This is a genomic window from uncultured Sphingomonas sp. (assembly GCF_964021865.1).
Classification (GTDB): Bacteria; Pseudomonadota; Alphaproteobacteria; order Sphingomonadales; family Sphingomonadaceae; genus Sphingomonas.
Genome location: NZ_CAXIAM010000065.1, coordinates 1 through 16,956, shown reverse-complemented (window position 1 = coordinate 16,956; position 16,956 = coordinate 1). Strand labels below are relative to the sequence as shown.

The 16,956-nt window shown below is 66.7% G+C and carries 17 protein-coding genes; 10 read left to right on the top strand and 7 right to left on the bottom strand.

Annotated elements, in window-relative coordinates; genetic code table 11:
- Positions 1-295: 295 nt before the first annotated feature.
- Positions 296-1,354, bottom strand: a complete 1,059-nt coding sequence (locus AADI75_RS14235) for a ribonucleotide-diphosphate reductase subunit beta (protein WP_341209665.1) — start codon at positions 1,352-1,354, stop codon at positions 296-298.
- 52 nt (positions 1,355-1,406) lie between these two features.
- A complete protein-coding gene (locus tag AADI75_RS14230; protein ID WP_341209664.1) occupies positions 1,407-1,619 on the bottom strand; it encodes a hypothetical protein in 213 nt (70 codons plus the stop codon).
- Positions 1,620-1,675: 56 nt separating this feature from the next.
- On the opposite strand from AADI75_RS14230, the gene AADI75_RS14225 reads away from it, so the two are divergent.
- The 3 genes from AADI75_RS14225 (at position 1,676) to AADI75_RS14215 (ending at position 2,947) form a co-directional block, all read left to right on the top strand.
- On the top strand, positions 1,676-1,927 hold the full coding sequence (locus AADI75_RS14225; RefSeq protein ID WP_341209663.1) for a DUF2171 domain-containing protein: 252 nt from the start codon (positions 1,676-1,678) through the stop codon (positions 1,925-1,927).
- A 439-nt stretch (positions 1,928-2,366) separates the two neighbouring features.
- Complete coding sequence (locus tag AADI75_RS14220) at positions 2,367-2,762, top strand: hypothetical protein (RefSeq protein WP_341209662.1); 396 nt, start codon at positions 2,367-2,369, stop codon at positions 2,760-2,762.
- The gene (locus AADI75_RS14215; protein WP_341209661.1) at positions 2,762-2,947 is read left to right on the top strand and encodes a PEPxxWA-CTERM sorting domain-containing protein; all 186 of its coding nucleotides are present in this window, start codon (positions 2,762-2,764) and stop codon (positions 2,945-2,947) included. Before AADI75_RS14220 ends, AADI75_RS14215 begins: the two co-directional genes overlap by 1 nt.
- A 34-nt stretch (positions 2,948-2,981) precedes the next feature.
- Here AADI75_RS14215 and AADI75_RS14210 read toward each other — a convergent pair whose 3' ends face one another.
- The 4 genes from AADI75_RS14210 to AADI75_RS14195 form a co-directional block, all read right to left on the bottom strand.
- Complete coding sequence (locus tag AADI75_RS14210; RefSeq protein ID WP_341209660.1) at positions 2,982-3,512, bottom strand: CAP domain-containing protein; 531 nt, start codon at positions 3,510-3,512, stop codon at positions 2,982-2,984.
- 142 nt (positions 3,513-3,654) lie between these two features.
- Positions 3,655-4,212 carry a L,D-transpeptidase family protein gene (locus AADI75_RS14205; RefSeq protein ID WP_341209659.1) on the bottom strand — a complete coding sequence of 186 codons (558 nt, stop codon included), beginning with the start codon at positions 4,210-4,212 and terminating at the stop codon, positions 3,655-3,657.
- A 29-nt stretch (positions 4,213-4,241) separates the two neighbouring features.
- A complete protein-coding gene (locus tag AADI75_RS14200; protein ID WP_341209658.1) occupies positions 4,242-4,889 on the bottom strand; it encodes a PEPxxWA-CTERM sorting domain-containing protein in 648 nt (215 codons plus the stop codon).
- Positions 4,890-5,103: 214 nt separating this feature from the next.
- Entirely contained in the window at positions 5,104-6,003 is a 900-nt protein-coding gene (locus tag AADI75_RS14195) for a LysR family transcriptional regulator (RefSeq protein WP_341209657.1), read from the bottom strand.
- 80 nt (positions 6,004-6,083) lie between these two features.
- Here AADI75_RS14195 and AADI75_RS14190 point away from each other — a divergent pair, with 80 nt between their 5' ends.
- The 7 genes from AADI75_RS14190 (at position 6,084) to AADI75_RS14160 (ending at position 12,955) form a co-directional block, all read left to right on the top strand.
- Positions 6,084-7,595, top strand: a complete 1,512-nt coding sequence (locus tag AADI75_RS14190) for a CoA-acylating methylmalonate-semialdehyde dehydrogenase (RefSeq protein WP_341209656.1) — start codon at positions 6,084-6,086, stop codon at positions 7,593-7,595.
- 50 nt (positions 7,596-7,645) lie between these two features.
- Positions 7,646-8,119, top strand: coding sequence for a hypothetical protein (locus AADI75_RS14185; protein ID WP_341209655.1), 474 nt, complete (start codon positions 7,646-7,648; stop codon positions 8,117-8,119).
- A gap of 11 nt (positions 8,120-8,130) precedes the next feature.
- Positions 8,131-9,276 (top strand): acyl-CoA dehydrogenase family protein, encoded by a 1,146-nt coding sequence (locus AADI75_RS14180; protein WP_341209654.1) that lies wholly within the window; start codon positions 8,131-8,133, stop codon positions 9,274-9,276.
- A gap of 19 nt (positions 9,277-9,295) precedes the next feature.
- A complete protein-coding gene (locus AADI75_RS14175; RefSeq protein ID WP_341209653.1) occupies positions 9,296-10,336 on the top strand; it encodes an enoyl-CoA hydratase/isomerase family protein in 1,041 nt (346 codons plus the stop codon).
- Between the two features lie 202 nt (positions 10,337-10,538).
- Positions 10,539-11,315 (top strand): enoyl-CoA hydratase, encoded by a 777-nt coding sequence (locus tag AADI75_RS14170; RefSeq protein ID WP_341209652.1) that lies wholly within the window; start codon positions 10,539-10,541, stop codon positions 11,313-11,315.
- Positions 11,316-11,325: 10 nt separating this feature from the next.
- The gene (mmsB, locus tag AADI75_RS14165; protein WP_341209666.1) at positions 11,326-12,222 is read left to right on the top strand and encodes a 3-hydroxyisobutyrate dehydrogenase; all 897 of its coding nucleotides are present in this window, start codon (positions 11,326-11,328) and stop codon (positions 12,220-12,222) included.
- Between the two features lie 220 nt (positions 12,223-12,442).
- Positions 12,443-12,955 carry a hypothetical protein gene (locus AADI75_RS14160; protein WP_341209651.1) on the top strand — a complete coding sequence of 171 codons (513 nt, stop codon included), beginning with the start codon at positions 12,443-12,445 and terminating at the stop codon, positions 12,953-12,955.
- Between the two features lie 71 nt (positions 12,956-13,026).
- On the opposite strand, the gene gltB is transcribed toward AADI75_RS14160, so the two are convergent.
- A partial coding sequence (gltB, locus tag AADI75_RS14155) for a glutamate synthase large subunit (protein ID WP_341209650.1) occupies positions 13,027-16,956 on the bottom strand: 3,930 nt, incomplete at its 5' end.

Below are 16,956 nucleotides of genomic sequence, written 5' to 3'. Positions count from 1 at the left end.
GCATCAGACTACGAATCTGAGGGTCGGACGTTCGAATCGTTCCGGGCGCGCCACTTTCTCTTCTTGGAGAAAGACGGTGGAAATAGAGGGGCAGCGAAAGCTGCCCCTTTTTTCATGCCTTTTGTCCCGGCACCTGCGTCTCTACAGTCTTCGATGGCTCCGCTGCCCACGCGAGGATTGCGCGCATGACGTGCTGATCTTCGGGTCGCATCCACCAACGCTTCCGCCGCCAGCACGCGAAAGGCCGCGACGTGTCGCCACGCGCGGCCTTCCTCGTTCATCGGCGCGAACGCGCCTATTCGGCGGCGACCCCCGCACGCGCGAACATGTCGCCCGTCTCGGTCGGGTCTTCGTTCGCCGCGGCGGTCGAGACCTTCGCCTTCTGGCGCTTGTCGAAACTGTCCCACACGTCGTTCCATTGCCCGCGTGTCGCGGCCTTGGAATATTCGGTCGCGCGCGTCTCGAAGAAGTTCGCATGTTCCACGCCGTTCAGCAGCGGGGTCAGCCACGGGATCGGATGCTCGTCGATCATATAGATCGGCTTCAGCCCCAATTGCCCCATCCGCCAGTCGGCGATGTAACGGATATACTTCTTGATGTCCTTGGCGGTCATCCCGTTCACCGGACCCATCTCGAACGCGAGATCGATAAAATTGTCCTCCAGCCGGATCGTCGTCTGGCACACATCGGCGATATCGTCCTTGACCGCCTTGGTCAGGCACTGCCGCTCGGCGCAGAAGGTGTGGAACATCTTGATGATGCCCTCGCAATGCAGGCTCTCGTCGCGCACCGACCAGGTGACGATCTGCCCCATGCCCTTCATCTTGTTGAAGCGCGGGAAGTTCATCAGCATCGCGAAGCTGGCGAACAGCTGCACGCCCTCGGTGAAGCCGCCGAACATCGCCAGCGTCCGCGCGATGTCCTCGTCGCTGTCGACGCCGAAGTTCTGCATGTAATCATGCTTCTCCTTCAGCTCGGCATATTCGAGAAAGGCACCATATTCGCTTTCCGGCATCCCGATCGTGTCGAGCAGGTGCGAGTAGGCGGCGATGTGCACCGTCTCCATGTTGCTGAACGCAGTCAGCATCATCTTGACCTCGGTCGGCTTGAACACGCGGCCATACTTCTCGTGGTAGCAATCCTGCACCTCGACGTCGGCCTGCGTGAAGAAGCGGAAGATCTGTGTCAGCAGGTTGCGCTCGTGATCGGTCAGCTTCTGCGCCCAGTCGCGGCAATCCTCGCCGAGCGGCACCTCCTCCGGCAGCCAGTGCAATTGCTGCTGGCGCTTCCAATATTCGAACGCCCACGGATATTCGAAGGGCTTGTACTGCTTGGACGCCTGAAGAAGCGGCATGGGGTTACTCCGGTAAAGGTATTTACAAAAACATATCAACGAACGGACAGGATCAGCTTTCGAGGCTCCATTGCCACATCGCCCAGGCCGACATCCCCAGCACGCTGCCCCCCGCCAGCGCCATGATCCCGGCCATCCGATAGACATAGACGCGTGCCGGCCCTTGCGGATGACGCAATTGCACCAGCAGCCACGCGCCTGCGAGCATGAAGACGGCGGCGACCGCGAACATGATCGCGGATTGCAGCGGCAGCGTCTCGATCATGCGACCAAAGTCGCAGCGGCGCGTTTGCCGCCCGAACCCAACCAAGGAGAACGACGATGGTCGATGCCAGCCAGATCAAGGAACATGCCGAAGTGATCGGCGCGGACGGCGTACACGTCGGCACCGTCGACCATGTCGATGGCGACCGCATCAAGCTGACCAAGAACGACTCGCCGTCGACGCAGGATGGGCAGGGCGCCAAGCACCATTACCTCCCGCTGGGGCTGGTCGCCGAGGTCGAAGGCGAGACGGTGCGCCTGTCGGCAACCGCGCAGAACGCGCAGGACATGTTCGAAGAAGCCGAATAACCGCTTCGCCGCGCCGCCGCACGCGCGGACGGCCACGACGACCCCGGCCGCCTCACGGCGCGCCGGGGTCTTTGCATGTCGTCGAGGCATGTCGCCGCCCATCTGCATCCCGTCGCTCCGCCATCCGCGGCGGCCCGCGAGTCGCGCCGCCATCGCGCGATCGGTTCCGGTAGAAGAGCCCGATCGCCACCACGTTCGCGCCCTACGGTCGCGATTCACGCTGTCCGCCGAAGGTACATGACCGACGGTTCAACCGCAATCTATTGTGGTCTGGGAGCGGGGGAATACCAGATCGGCTACGTAATGACGGGATGGAGTTCCGCGCGGAAAGTGCCGCAGTGACGCAAATGCGCCTTGCTGTAAGAAACGTCATATTGCGGTGGCGGACCCGCCAAGTAGAGAAGGCCACATCAGCGTCGAACCAGAAAATGGGGGTCGGATGAAGCGGGCGTGGAGCTCGCCCTTGTCGCTGGGCTTACTGATGATCGCCGTCCCGGCAGGTGCCGAGACCGCGATGCGGACGTGGACCTCGATCGAATATGCCGCCAAAGATCGGGACGTAAATGCCGCCCAGCACGAGGAGAGCCGGTACAACGGCGGTGGACTGACCGTGCGGGACGTGCGCGACGGCTCTTCGTCACAGACCACCGACGACACCGCCCACCCCACCCGACTCGAATCCCCGCTCACCTACAACGGTCCCAACAGCGCCGCGGCCTATGCGGATTTATTGACCGGCAAGCTGGGCGTGTCGGCCTTTGCCAAAGGCAGCGGCGGCGCGACGCGCTACGCGCCGATGGTCCGGGCGACGCGAGCGAGGGTTCGGCAAACATGATGAACACCGCCACCATGCGCTTTACTTTGCCTACGAACGTGACGATGACCTCGGCTTCGGGCAAGTTCCTCTCCGCCGTGAGCAACAGCGCGGTACCAGAACCCGGGACGTGGCTGACGATGATCCTCGGCTTTGGCGTAATTGGCGTTTTCCAGCGCCGCCGGACGGTGTTGCGCTTCGTCTAAGCGGGCCGGGGCTGCGTCGCGGCGCAGCTCCGCTTTAGAACGGTCGCTCGCCGCGGTAATTGCCGGCGTTCTTGTAACGGCAGACGAGCACATCCTCGTCGCGCCCCCGCGCCAGCGCGCAGCCGACCTCGACCGTATCGCGCCACATCAACTGCGTGTAATGGCCGACGTCCGCGACGCGCCCGGTGATGCTGTTGTTCGGGAACGCGCCGGGCTTGAAGTAGCGTTTTTCGCGCACCCAGCCGCCCACCATCGCCTCAGGCGAGTAATAGCCGCGCGTTCCCGCCCAGAGGTTCTCGCCCTCCGGGTCCATCCGCCGCTCGGGCGCGTGTTCGAAGCGGCCGGTGGTGGCGAGATACTGACTCCAGGCATGCGCCGACTCGACCAGTTCCGAGTTCCAGCGCAGCGGCGCGATGCCCAGTGCGGCGCGTTCCGCGTTCTGCGCCGCCAGGACGCGGGCATCGAACGTGTTCGAGTAGCTCGTTGCGCCGGCCATGAACGGCGCGCACAGCAACGCGGCGAGCGCGATGAACAACGGGCGACGACGCTGTGTGGAACGCGGCATGGGCCGGGTAACCTCTTCCTGATGACCAGGAGAAATTACGGCGCACGGTCCTTACCGGCGGTTAGGGAATCTGGTTAGCGCGTCTTCATACCTGTGGCGCGCCACGTAGTTACTTAGCGAACAGGTGCAGGACCTTGTCGCATCACGCGCCGACGATCGTCACTGGATCGCCGCGTGCGACCTGATCGAACAGCAATTGCGCGAACGACAGCGGCACGCCGATGCAGCCGTGGGTGGCCGAGCCGCGACGTACTGAACTGGCGTGGATCGCCACACCGTCGTTGGTCAGCCGCAGCATGTACGGCATTTCGGCATCGTAGAGCGACGATTGATGCTGGCGGGCGCGCATCAGGATCGGAAAGGTGCCGGTCGGTGTCGGTTTGTGGTCCGTGCCGTACAGGATCACGGCGGTGCCGATCTCATGCCCATCGCGGAATACCGAGATCACCTGGCGCGGCAGGTCGACACGGACGCGTACCTTGCCCGTTGCGGGAACGCCGATGTCGTTCCAGACGTAATCGCCGAAGCGCATCGGCTTGCGGATCGCGAGCAGGCTGCGCACCCGCAGGGACTGCGCGCCGGTCATCGGCAGCACGCCCTCGCGCCCCGCCGGATAGCGGAACCGCGCACCATAGCTGCCGATCGTGGTGGCGGTGGTCGTCGCGGCGACGGGGGGCACGGCCGCAAAGGCCGCCGTCACGAACGCAGCGGCTCCGAGCCTCTCCCAGGTCATGCGACGGTAGTGCGGGTCCGCTTGCGGCGGCGTACCGCGAGGCCGGTGATCACGAACCCCAGCGTCATCATCGCCCAGGTCGCGGGCTCCGGCACGGCGGGAACGGGGGTGGTGGGCGTCGGGGTCGGCGTCGGTCCGGGCACACCCGGAATGTTGCCACCCGGACCCGTCGGAAAGACCGGCGGCGGACCGAACGAGTCACCGCCGCCACCCGGCCCGACCGGACCGAGCGCATCGGGGGAAACCGGCGCAAGATCGGGTACGAAGCCGCCGGGGGTAATCGGCAAATCGCCCGCGGGCACGCCAGCGACCGGATCACGCTCGCGCACGTTGCTCAACACGCGCTCACGCGGCCCGCGCGGCCGAACGCTGGCCAGCTGACGCGGACGCTTCGTCTGTTTGATGTTGAACATCGCGCCATGCCCGCGTTCGCCGGGCGACCGCGCGGTCATGATCGATAACGGATCGGGGAGCACCGCCAGCGCGGCGGGCAGGTTCATCGCCTCTGCAAACGGCACGGTGCCGCCCAGGATGCCAAGTCCGGCGTAGCTGCCGATCGCCGAACCGCCGACACCCAACACCACTGCCGCACGGACCAGCGTCGTGCGGGAGATCGAGGTGGTAAGGGTGCGCCAGTTCTTCATCCCGTCGACCGATTCCTGTTTAATAGTCCGATTGGGGTAGAACGCTTCTGCGCTGCACTGTCTCCGCAAGTCCAGTAGATTCTGGTCCAGGAATGCGACACACGGTGCAAAGACCAGCTGGTGTGGCCGATGCGCCACCGAAAAACAGCAACATGCCAAGCTGTGTCGGTGAAGCGTTAACAATTACGCGAAAGGTTAACGCTGCGTCGAAAAGTTAACGCGGTGGATCAAGCCGCGCGCGGTGCTTGGTGACGAGCCCGGTGAGCCATGACGAAAAGGCCCGAACCCGCCGTAATTGTCGCGTGTCACGGTGCGTGACCAGCCAGAAGGTACGGTGGATGGTCACTTCGGGCAGTACGCGCACCAGATCGGGCAGCGCACCGCCAATGAAATGCGGCAAGACTCCGACTCCTGCGCCGGTCGCGATCAGCCGTGCCTGCGCATTGATGCTGGAGCTTCGAAGGGTCGGCGCGGGCCGGGAGCCGACATCGTCGACGAAACGCAGCTCGGGAGAATAGAGGAGATCGGGGACGTATCCGACCATCGTATGCCGGTCCCCCAACGACTCGCGCGTCACGGTCCCGGCCCGTGCGATCAACGACCGTGCGGCATAAAGATGCAGCGCATAGTCCGATAGCTTGCCGGCCACGACCGGCCCATGCCGCGGGCGCGCCAGCAGCACCGCGACGTCCGCCTCGCGCCGGGACGGGCTGAGGAATCCCGAACTGGCGGCCAGGTCGATCGTCAGCGCCGGGTGCTGCGCGGCGAATTCGTGAAGATGCTCGGCCACCAGCCAGGTGCCGAACCCCTCGGACACGCTGACGCGCAGCACGCCCGACAGCGACTCGGCGGGGCCGCGCGCCTCGACGATCCGCTCGGCGGCGTTCTGCATTTCCTCGACTTGCGCGAGCAGCGCCTCGCCCGCTTCGGTCAGGACCTGTCCTTCGCGCGTCTGTTCGAAAAGCGTGCGGCCGAGCCGCGCCTCCAGTCGGCGCAGCCGCCGCCCGATGGTGGTGGCATCGACTCCGACGAGGGTCGCGGCGCGCGCGATCTGGCCGGCGCGCGCGACTGCCAGGAAATCCTGCAAGTCGTTCCAGGGCAAGGGCTGCGTCATTGCAGGTGAACGTTGCAGAATTGTCGCTTGCCGGCAAATCGCCGGGGGCGCACACCGGCGCGACACAGGAGAGAAATGCGATGCGCCAGCTCGACCATCATATCGCGGGCAGCGGCGGCGGAGCGGCGCCAGCGCGCACCGCCGACATTTTCGACCCCAACACCGGGCAGGTGCAGGCGCAGGTCGTGCTCGGCACCGCCGCCGATCTCGACCGCGCGGTCGCGGCGGCGCAGGCCGCGCAGCCGGCATGGGCAGCGACCAATCCGCAGCGCCGCGCGCGCGTCATGTTCCGCTTCAAGGAACTGGTCGAGACGCACATGGACGCGCTGGCGCATCTGCTGTCGTCGGAGCACGGCAAGGTGATCGCCGATGCGAAGGGTGACATCCAGCGCGGCCTGGAAGTCATCGAATTCGCCTGCGGCATCCCGCATGTGCTCAAGGGTGAATATACGCAGGGCGCCGGGCCGGGGATCGACGTCTATTCGATGCGTCAGCCGATCGGGATCGGCGCGGGAATCACCCCGTTCAATTTCCCGGCGATGATCCCGATGTGGATGTTCGGCGTCGCGATCGCGTGTGGCAACGCCTTCATCCTGAAACCGAGTGAGCGCGACCCCAGCGTGCCGGTGCGGCTTGCCGAGTTGATGGCAGAGGCTGGGCTGCCCGAGGGTGTGTTGCAGGTTGTCCACGGCGACAAGGAGATGGTCGACGCGATCCTCGACCATCCCGCGATCGGCGCGGTCAGCTTCGTTGGGTCGAGCGATGTCGCGCATCATGTTTATCGTCGCGGCGTCGCGGCGGGGAAGCGCGTGCAGGCGATGGGCGGGGCGAAGAACCACGGCATCGTCATGCCCGACGCCGACCTGGATCAGGTGGTCGCCGACCTGTCCGGCGCGGCCTTCGGGTCGGCGGGCGAGCGCTGCATGGCGTTGCCGGTCGTCGTGCCGGTCGGCGACAAGACTGCCGAGGCGTTGCGCGAGAAACTGCTCCCTGCGATCGCGGGCTTGCGGGTCGGCGTGTCGACCGATGCCGAGGCGCATTACGGGCCGGTGGTGAACGCGGCCCATCGCGAGCGTGTCGCCAACTGGATTCAGACCGGAGTCGACGAGGGGGCGGAGCTGGTCGTCGACGGTCGTGACTTCCGGTTGCAAGGGCATGAGCAGGGCTTCTTCATTGGACCCAGCCTGTTCGATCACGTCACGCCCGACATGCACTCGTACAAGGAGGAAATCTTCGGCCCCGTGCTCCAGATCGTGCGTACGCCCGATTTCGAAACCGCGGTGCGGCTGCCCAGCGAGCATCAGTACGGCAACGGTGTCGCGATCTTTACGCGCAATGGCCATGCCGCGCGCGAGTTCGCGGCGCGGGTCAACGTCGGGATGGTCGGGATCAACGTGCCGATCCCGGTGCCCGTCGCGTATCATACCTTCGGTGGCTGGAAGCGCTCGGCCTTCGGCGATACCAACCAGCACGGCACGGAAGGCGTGAAATTCTGGACCAAGGTCAAGACGGTAACGCAGCGCTGGCCCGATGGGGCGGGAGGCGGACCCGCGGCGGTACAGGATGCGTTCGTGATCCCGACGATGGGGTGATGGACGCGATGCGACTTTTGGCCAGGATCAAGGCGAACGGGATTGTTTTCATGACGTTGCTCGCGGCCTGTTCGAGCCACGACGCCGACTACAACCGGGTCGAGGTGCCCGAACGGGAAGCCGCAGCGCAGGCGGCGATCGAGCAGGCGGTGGCGCAGAACGGCGCCGCCACCACTGCGCGCACCGGGGTGCCGATCGCCAAGAGCACGCCCAACGCCGCGCGCGACCGCGCCTTTCCCACGGAATTCCTCGGATATTGGGGCGCGGGCGACACTGATTGCGAGCTGGCCAATACCGCCGCGACCGGGCGCATCAACATCGACGCCGACACGATCCGCTTCTACGAATCGCGCGCGCGGGTGCAGCGGATCGATCGCCGCAGCCCGCAGGAGCTGGCGGTCGACCTGCGTTTTTCGGGTGAGGGGCCAGGGGTTTACGCCCGTGAAGTTTATCGGCTTGACGCCGGGGGCACCATGCTGGTGCGCACCGGGCCGACCGCCACGCAGCGCTATCGCCGCTGCTGAGGATATTGAGCATGACCGACCAGTTCGACCTGACCGACGAGCAGCGCGAAATTCAGACGCTCGCGCAACGCTTTACCGCCGATCGCATCACGCCGTTCGCGGCGGAATGGGACGAAAAGCATATCTTTCCGCGCGATACGATCAAGGCGGCGGCGGAGCTGGGGTTTGCCGCGATCTACGTCAGCGAGGAGAGCGGCGGGATCAACCTCGGGCGGCTGGAGGCGGCGCTGATCATGGAGGCGATGGCCTATGGCTGTCCGACCACCAGTGCGTTCATTTCCATCCATAATATGGCGAGCTGGATCATCGATCGCTATGGTTCGGCGGAGCTGAAGGCGCGTTACTTGCCCGATCTGGTGACGATGGAGCGCATCGCCAGCTATTGCCTGACCGAGCCGGGTTCGGGATCGGATGCGGCGGCGCTAAAGACCAGCGCGTACCGCGATGGCGACGAATATATCGTCAACGGGACGAAACAGTTCATCTCCGGTGCCGGGGAAAACGAGCTTTACGTCACGATGGTGCGCACCGGTGCCGAAGGTCCGAAGGGCATCTCCTGCCTCGTCATCGAGAAGGACATGCCCGGCGTTTCGTTCGGCGCGAACGAGCGCAAGCTGGGCTGGCATGCGCAGCCGACGCGCGCGGTGACGTTCGATAATGTCCGCGTGCCGGTGAGCAATCGTGTCGGGCAGGAGGGCGAGGGCTTCCGCTTCGCGATGGCCGGGCTGGACGGCGGGCGGCTCAACATCGGCGCCTGCTCGCTGGGCGGTGCGCAGCGCTGCCTCGACGAGGCGATCGCCTACACGAAGGACCGCAAGCAGTTCGGCACGGCGGTGAGCGATTTCCAGAACACGCAATTCATGCTGGCGGACATGGAGACCGAGCTGCAGGCGGCGCGCTGCCTGCTCTACGTCGCCGCCGCCAAGGTGAGCGCCAACGCCCCCGACAAGACGCGGTTCGCCGCGATGGCGAAGCGGCTGGCGACCGACACGGGCTCCAGCGTGGTCGACCGTGCGCTGCAATTGCATGGAGGCTACGGCTATCTGATGGATTATCCGATCGAGCGCTTCTGGCGCGACCTGCGCGTCCATTCGATCCTGGAGGGGACCAATCAGGTGATGCGGATGATTATCGGCCGCGAGCTGGTGCGGCAGTGACGGCCGGAAGGGATGGGGCATGAGCGATCTGGTCGTCACCATCGAAGGCCCGGTCGGGCGGATCCGGCTCAACCGGCCCACGGCGCTCCACGCGCTCACCACCGCGATGTGTCAGGGCATCCTCGACGCGCTGGAGCAATGGCGTGGAGATGACGCGGTGCGCTGCGTCGTGATCGACCATGCGGACGGTCGCGGCTTCTGCGCGGGGGGCGATATCCGGATGCTCGCGGGGAGCGGCGCCAGCGACGGGGCCGAGGCGCGTGCGTTCTTCCACACCGAATATCGCATGAACCACCGGCTGTTCACCTATGCGAAGGACACGGTGGCGTTCATGGACGGCATCACGATGGGCGGCGGGGTCGGCGTGTCGCAGCCGTGCCGCTATCGCGTCGCGACCGAGAATACGCGGCTGGCGATGCCCGAGACCGGGATCGGGCTGTTCCCCGATGTCGGCGGCGGCTGGTATCTGTCGCGGCTGCCGGGGCGGATCGGGCAGTATCTGGCGCTGACCGGCGCGCGGCTCGACGGGGCGGAGGCGCGCGCGCTCGGGCTGGCGACGCATTACCTGCCCGCCGCGCGCGTCGAGGCGGCGAAGGCGCGGATCATGGCCGAACCCGATGCGATCGAGGCGGTGCTGTCCGGGCTGGCCGAGGAAGCGCCCGCGGCGACGCTGCCGGCGCATCGCGACGCGATCGACCGGCTGTTCGCGTCCGACGATCTGGACGAGGTGCTGGCGACGTTGCAGGCCGATGACGGCGATTTCGCGCGGACGACGCTGGCGACGCTTGCCACCAAGTCGCCGCAGGCGATGAAGGTGTCGCTCAAATTGCTCAAGGATGCCGCTGGCATGGCGACGTTCGCCGACGAGATGCGGCAGGAATATGCGGTCGCGTGCCGCGTGGTGCAGCGCCCGGATTTCGTCGAGGGGGTCCGCGCGCTGATCGTCAACAAGGACAATGCGCCGCGCTGGGAGCCCGCGACCGTCGCGGGGGTGAGCGATCATATGATCGACCGCATCTTCGCGCCGCTACCCGAGGATGAGGCGTGGACGCCGGGGTGAGGGTGGCGTGCGGCGGGGCATGGGCTTCGACAAGCTCAGCACGAACGGGTGGCGGCCGTCGCTCCTGCGGAGGCAGGAACCCGTGTCTGTAGCGTGTAGCGAGACGCCGGACACAGGCGCGGCGCATTTGTGTCAGGGCGTTCGATGAAGAATACACAGACATAGGCCCCTGCCTGCGCAGGGGCGACGGGAGTAGGGGTAGATGGCCGAATACGACACTTTATTGGTCGAACAGCGCGGCGGTGTGACTCTCGTCACGCTCAACCGGCCGAAGGCGCTCAACGCGCTCAATTCGCAGCTGCTCGCCGACCTGCTCGCCGCGCTCGCCGCGTTCGACGCCGATGCGTCGCAAGGGTGCGCGGTGCTGACCGGCAGCGAGAAGGCGTTCGCGGCCGGGGCGGATATCAAGGAAATGGCCGCGCAGGGCTTCGCGGAAATGTACGGCGGCAATTTCTTTGGCGGCTACGAACGGCTGACGCAGACGCGCAAGCCGATCATCGCCGCCGTCGCCGGCTATGCGCTGGGCGGCGGGTGCGAGCTGGCGATGATGTGCGACTTCATCCTCGCCGCCGACACGGCGAAGTTCGGCCAGCCCGAGATCAAGCTCGCGGTCTCGCCGGGCATGGGCGGGTCGCAGCGGCTGGCGCGCGCGGTCGGCAAGGCCAAGGCGATGGAGATGTGCCTGACCGGGCGGATGATGGATGCCGAAGAGGCGGAACGCGCCGGGCTGGTCAGCCGGATCGTGCCGGCCGCCGCGCTGGTCGAGGAAGCGGTGAAGACCGCGCAGACGATCGCCGACATGGCGCCGCTGGCGGTGCTGGCGAACAAGGAAATGGTCAACGCCGCGTTCGAGACGACGCTGGCGCACGGCGTGCAGTTCGAGCGGCGGCTGTTCCACGGGCTGTTCGGCACCGCCGACCAGAAGGAAGGCATGGCGGCGTTCGTCGAGAAACGCCCCGGCCAATTCACGGGCAAATAGGAGAGGCATGATGGCGCGCGTCGGGTTCATCGGGCTGGGCAATATGGGCGGCGGGATGGCCGCCAATCTGGCGAAGAAGGGGCATGACGTGCGCGCCTTCGACTTGTCGGCGGCGGCGCTCGACGCGGCGAAGGCGGCGGGATGCCTGCCGGTCGCGTCGGCGCGCGAGGCTGCCGACGGAGCGGAGGCGGTGGTGACGATGCTGCCCGCCGGCACCCATGTCGCGCACGTCTATGCCGAGAGCCTGTCCGACGTCGCGGTCGATACGGTGCTGATCGATTGTTCGACGATCGACCTCGCCACCGCGCAGCGGATCGCGCGCGAGGCGGCGGCGCGCGGGATCGCGGCGGTCGATGCCCCTGTCTCCGGCGGGATTGCGGCGGCGCAAGGAGGGACGCTGACCTTCATGGTCGGCGGCCCGGCGGCGGCGTTCGATCGCGCGCGGCCGTTTCTGGAGGACATGGGCAAGGCGGTGATCCACGCCGGCGACAGCGGCGCGGGGCAGATCGCCAAACTGTGCAACAATCTGATCCTGGGCGCGACGATGGCCGCGACGTGCGAGGCGTTCGCGCTGGCGCAGAAGCTCGGGCTGGATGCGCAGACCTTCTACGACATTTCGAGCAAGGCGACCGGGCAGAGCTGGTCGATGACATCCTATTGCCCGGTGCCGGGGGTCGGGCCGGAGTCGCCCGCCGATCGCGCGTACAAGGGCGGGTTCGCCGGGGCGTTGATGCTCAAGGACCTGGAACTGGCGATGGCGGCGGCCGCGGGCGCGGCGGCGCAGGTGCCGATGGGGACGCGCGCGCGCGACCTGTATCGGCAGTTCGTCGAGGCCGGGCAGGGCGGGCTCGATTTTTCGGGGATCATCCGGATGCTGGAGGGGGCGCCCTCGTCATCCCGGACGTGATCCGGGATCCCGCTTCTTCTTGGTTGGGAGAAGATGCGGGGCCTCGGATCAAGTCCGGGCGACGTAGTACTGGAGGGGCGGGGCTGGCTTCCGGCGCGGCACCGTCATTGCGAGCGTAGCGAAGCAATCCAGGGCCGGACCAGGACGCCCTGGATTGCTTCGCTACGCTCGCAATGACGACGGATGGACGCCGCACTATGCTCGTGCCACCTGCCGCGACATGCCGCCTGCCCTGATCGCCGCGCTCGTCACCTTCGTCGCCTTTCTGATCGGGCTGACCTTGCCCGATCTCGACCTGCGGCTTTGGCTCGGGCACCGCAGCGCGTTGACCCACAGTATCGTGCCGGCGTGCGCGCTGCTCGCGCGGCGGCGGTGGCATCCGGCGGCGTGCGGGGTCGGGGCGGGGACCGGGCTGCACCTTGCCGCCGATACGTTTCCGAACCGGATGATCGGCTATGCAACGGTCAAGCTGCCGTTCGTCGGCGCGCTGTCGGCGGAGGCGTCGTACCTGTGGCTGGCGCTTAACGCGCTGGCCGCATTGGCGCTGGCGGCGTGGCTGGCCCGGCGGCTGCATGCGCCGGTGACGGCGGGGTTGCTGACGCTCGCAGTGGTTGTGGCGGGAGCGGGCTATCTGTGGCGCACCGATGGCGGGTGGCCGGTGCTGGCGCTGGCTGCGGGGGCGGTGTGGCTGGTTTGGCGGTGGCGCGCGCGTGGAGCGTCATTGCGAGCGTAGCGAAGCAATCCAGGGCGTCCTGATCCGGCTCTGGATTGCTTCGCTACGCTCGCAATGACGTGCAATAGATCCTATTCCGCGGCCTCCAGCGTCTCGGCATCGTCGAGCGGGTGGCTGAGCCGCGAGAGCATCTCGCGCGGGATCACCTGCCAGAACGATCCCAGCGCGCGGTCCCAATCGTCGAGCAGCCCGCGCGACCAGCGGCTGTCGGTCGCCACCGCATGTTCGACGATCAGCGCGCGCAGCACTTCCTCCCAATGCGCGGCGGCGACGCGCTGCCACACGATGTTCTCGGGGTTGGCGCGGCGCGCGAAGCTGCCGGCGGGGTCGTAGACGAACGCCATCCCGCCGGTCATGCCCGCGCCGAAGTTCGCGCCGACCTCGCCCAGCACCACCGCGGTGCCGCCGGTCATATATTCGCAGCCGTTCGCGCCGCAGCCCTCGACCACGACGGTCGCGCCCGAGTTGCGGACCGCGAAGCGCTCGCCGGCCTGACCCGCCGCGAACAATTTGCCGCTGGTCGCGCCGTAGAGGACGGTGTTACCGAGGATCGTATTGTCCTGGCTGCGCAGCGGCGACGACACCGCCGGGCGGACGACGATCTTGCCGCCCGACAGCCCCTTGCCGACATAATCATTGGCGTCGCCGAACACCTCCAGCGTCACGCCGCTGCACAGGAACGCGCCGAGCGACTGGCCCGCCGAGCCGCGCAGCCGGATCGTGACATGGTTCTCGGCCAGCTTCGCCATGCCGAACGTCCGCGTGATCTCGCTCGACAGCCGCGTGCCGACCGCGCGGTGCGTGTTGCGCACGGAGTAAGTGAGCTGCATCTTCTCGCCGCGCGAGAAGACCGCCGACGCGTCCTTGATGATCTGCGCGTCGAGGCTGTCGGGCACCTCGTTGCGGAACGTCGACAGGCTGAAGCGGCGCTCGGCGTCGGTCGCGTCGACCTTGGCGAGGATCGGGTTCAGGTCGAGATCGTCGAGATGCTCGGCACCGCGGCTGACCTGGCGGAGAAATTCGGTGCGCCCGACGATCTCGTCGAGCGAGCGGACGCCGAGCCGGGCGAGGATGTCGCGGACTTCCTCGGCGATGAACGTCATCAGGTTGATGACCTTTTCAGGCGTGCCGACGAACTTGCCGCGCAATGCCTCGTCCTGCGTGCAGACGCCGACCGGGCAGGTGTTGCTGTGGCACTGGCGGACCATGATGCAGCCCATCGCCACGAGGCTGAGCGTGCCGATCCCGAATTCCTCGGCGCCCAGGATCGCGGCGATCACGATGTCGCGCCCGGTCTTGAGCCCGCCGTCGGCGCGCAGCTTGATCCGCCCGCGCAGGCCGTTGAGCGTCAACACCTGATTGACCTCCGACAGCCCCATTTCCCAAGGGGTGCCGGCATATTTGATGCTGGTCTGCGGGCTGGCGCCGGTGCCGCCGACATGGCCGCTGACGAGGATGACGTCGGCATGCGCCTTCGCCACGCCCGCCGCGACCGTGCCGATCCCGGCCGAGCTGACCAGCTTGACGCAGACCCGCGCGCGCGGGTTGATCTGCTTCAGGTCGTAGATGAGCTGCGCCAGATCCTCGATCGAATAGATGTCGTGGTGCGGCGGCGGGCTGATGAGCGTCACGCCCGGCGTCGCATGGCGCAGCTTGGCGATGAATTCGGTGACCTTGAAGCCGGGGAGCTGCCCGCCCTCGCCGGGCTTGGCGCCCTGCGCGACCTTGATCTCGATCTCTTCGCAGGCATTGAGATACTCGGCGGTGACGCCGAAGCGCCCCGACGCGATCTGCTTAATGACTGAATTGGCGTTGTCGCCATTGTCATACGGCTGATAGCGGACCTTGTCCTCGCCGCCTTCGCCCGACACCGCCTTCGCGCCGATGCGATTCATCGCGATCGCCAGCGTCTCGTGCGCCTCGGGGCTCAGCGCGCCCAGCGACATGCCGGGGGTCACGAAGCGCTTGCGGATCTCGGTGATCGCCTCGACCTGATCGACCGGGACGCCCTCGTTGGGGAAGTTGAACTGGAGCAGGTCGCGCAGGTAGATCGGCGGCAGGTCCGACACCCCGCGCGAAAATTGCAGATAGCTGGAGTAGCTGTCGGTCGACACCGCGGTCTGGAGCAGGTGCATCAGCTGCGCGGAATAAGCATGCGCCTCGCCGGTGTGGCGCTGGCGATAGAAGCCGCCGATCGGCAGCGTCGCCACCGCCTGATCGAACGCCGCCTCGTGCCGGTCGGTCGCGTTGACGTGCAGCGAGGCATAGCCCTCGCCGCTGATCTTGGCGGGCATCCCCGGGAACAGGTCGTTGACCAGCGCGCGGCTCAAGCCCACCGCCTCGAAATTATAGCCGCCGCGGTACGAGGAGATGACCGCGATCCCCATCTTCGACAGGATCTTGAGCAGCCCTTCCTCGATCGCCTTCTTGTGGCGGCTGGTGCATTCCTCCATCGACAATTTGCCGAACAGCCCGCGCGCGTGGCGGTCGGCGATCGCCGCCTCGGCGAGATAGGCGTTCACCGTCGTCGCGCCAACGCCGATCAGCACCGCATAATAATGCGTATCGAGGCATTCCGCGGCGCGGACGTTGATCGAGGCATAGGAACGCAGGCCGCGCCGCACGAGATGCGTGTGCACCGCCGCGGCCGCCAGCACGCCGGGGATTGCGACGCGATCTTCATCGATCCGTTCGTCGGTGAGGAACAGCTCGCTCTTGCCCTCGCGCACCGCCTGTTCGGCCTGGTTGCGGATGCGCTGGATCGCGGCGCGCAACCGCTCCGCGCCGCCCCCGGCCTCGAACGTGCAGTCGATGTCCGCCGCGGCATTGCCGAAATACGCCTTCAGCCGTGCCCAGTCGGTGGAGGTCAGCACCGGACTGTCGAGCACCAGCACGCGCTCGCGCCGGTCCTCGGTATCGAGGATGTTGGCCAGATTGCCGAACCGCGTTTTGAGCGACATCACGTAGCGCTCACGCAACGGGTCGATCGGCGGGTTGGTGACCTGCGCGAAATTCTGCCGGAAGAACTGGCTGATGAGTCGCGGCTTGTCGGAGATGACCGCCAGCGGCGTGTCGTCGCCCATCGAGCCGATCGCTTCCTTGCCGGTCTCGACCATCGGCGACAGGATCAGCTCCATGTCCTCGATCGTCTGCCCGGCCGCGACCTGCCGCCGCGCCAGCGAAGCGCGATCGTAGCGGGTGACGCTGTCGGCGGGGGCGGGGGGCAGATCGGCCATCGTCGAGAATTCGCCGATCATCGCGGCATAATCCTGCTCGCCGGCGATCCGGTCCTTCACCTCGCGATCGAGCAGTACGCGGCCTTCGTGGAGATCGACCGCGATCATCTGCCCCGGCCCCAGCCGGCCCTTGGCGAGCACGGTGCTCTCCGGCACCACGACCATCCCGGCCTCCGACCCGACGATCAGCAGGCCATCGGCGGTCTGCGTGTAGCGCAGCGGGCGCAACGCGTTGCGGTCGACCCCGCCGACCACCCAGCGCCCGTCGGTCATCGCCAGCGCGGCCGGGCCGTCCCACGGCTCCATGACCGAGGCGAGATACTGGTACATCGCCGCGTGGCTTTCGGGCGTGTCTGCGCTCTTCTGCCACGCCTCGGGCACCAGCATCAGCTTGGCGGTCGGCGCGTCTCTTCCCGAGCGGCAGATCGCCTCGAACGTCGCGTCGAGCGCGGCGGTGTCGGACGCGCCGGCCGGGATCACCGGCTTGATATCCTCCGAATGCTCACCGAACGCAATCGACGCCATGCGGATCTCGTGGCTGAGCATCCAGTTCTTGTTGCCGCGGATCGTGTTGATCTCGCCGTTATGCGCGAGGCAGCGGAACGGCTGCGCCAGCCACCATTGCGGGAAGGTGTTGGTGGAATAACGCTGGTGGAAGATCGCGACGCGGCTTTCGAAGCGCGCATCGGTCAGGTCCGGGTAGAAGACCGACAGGCTCTCGGCGAGGAACAGCCCCTTGTAGATGATCGAGCGGCACGACAGCGA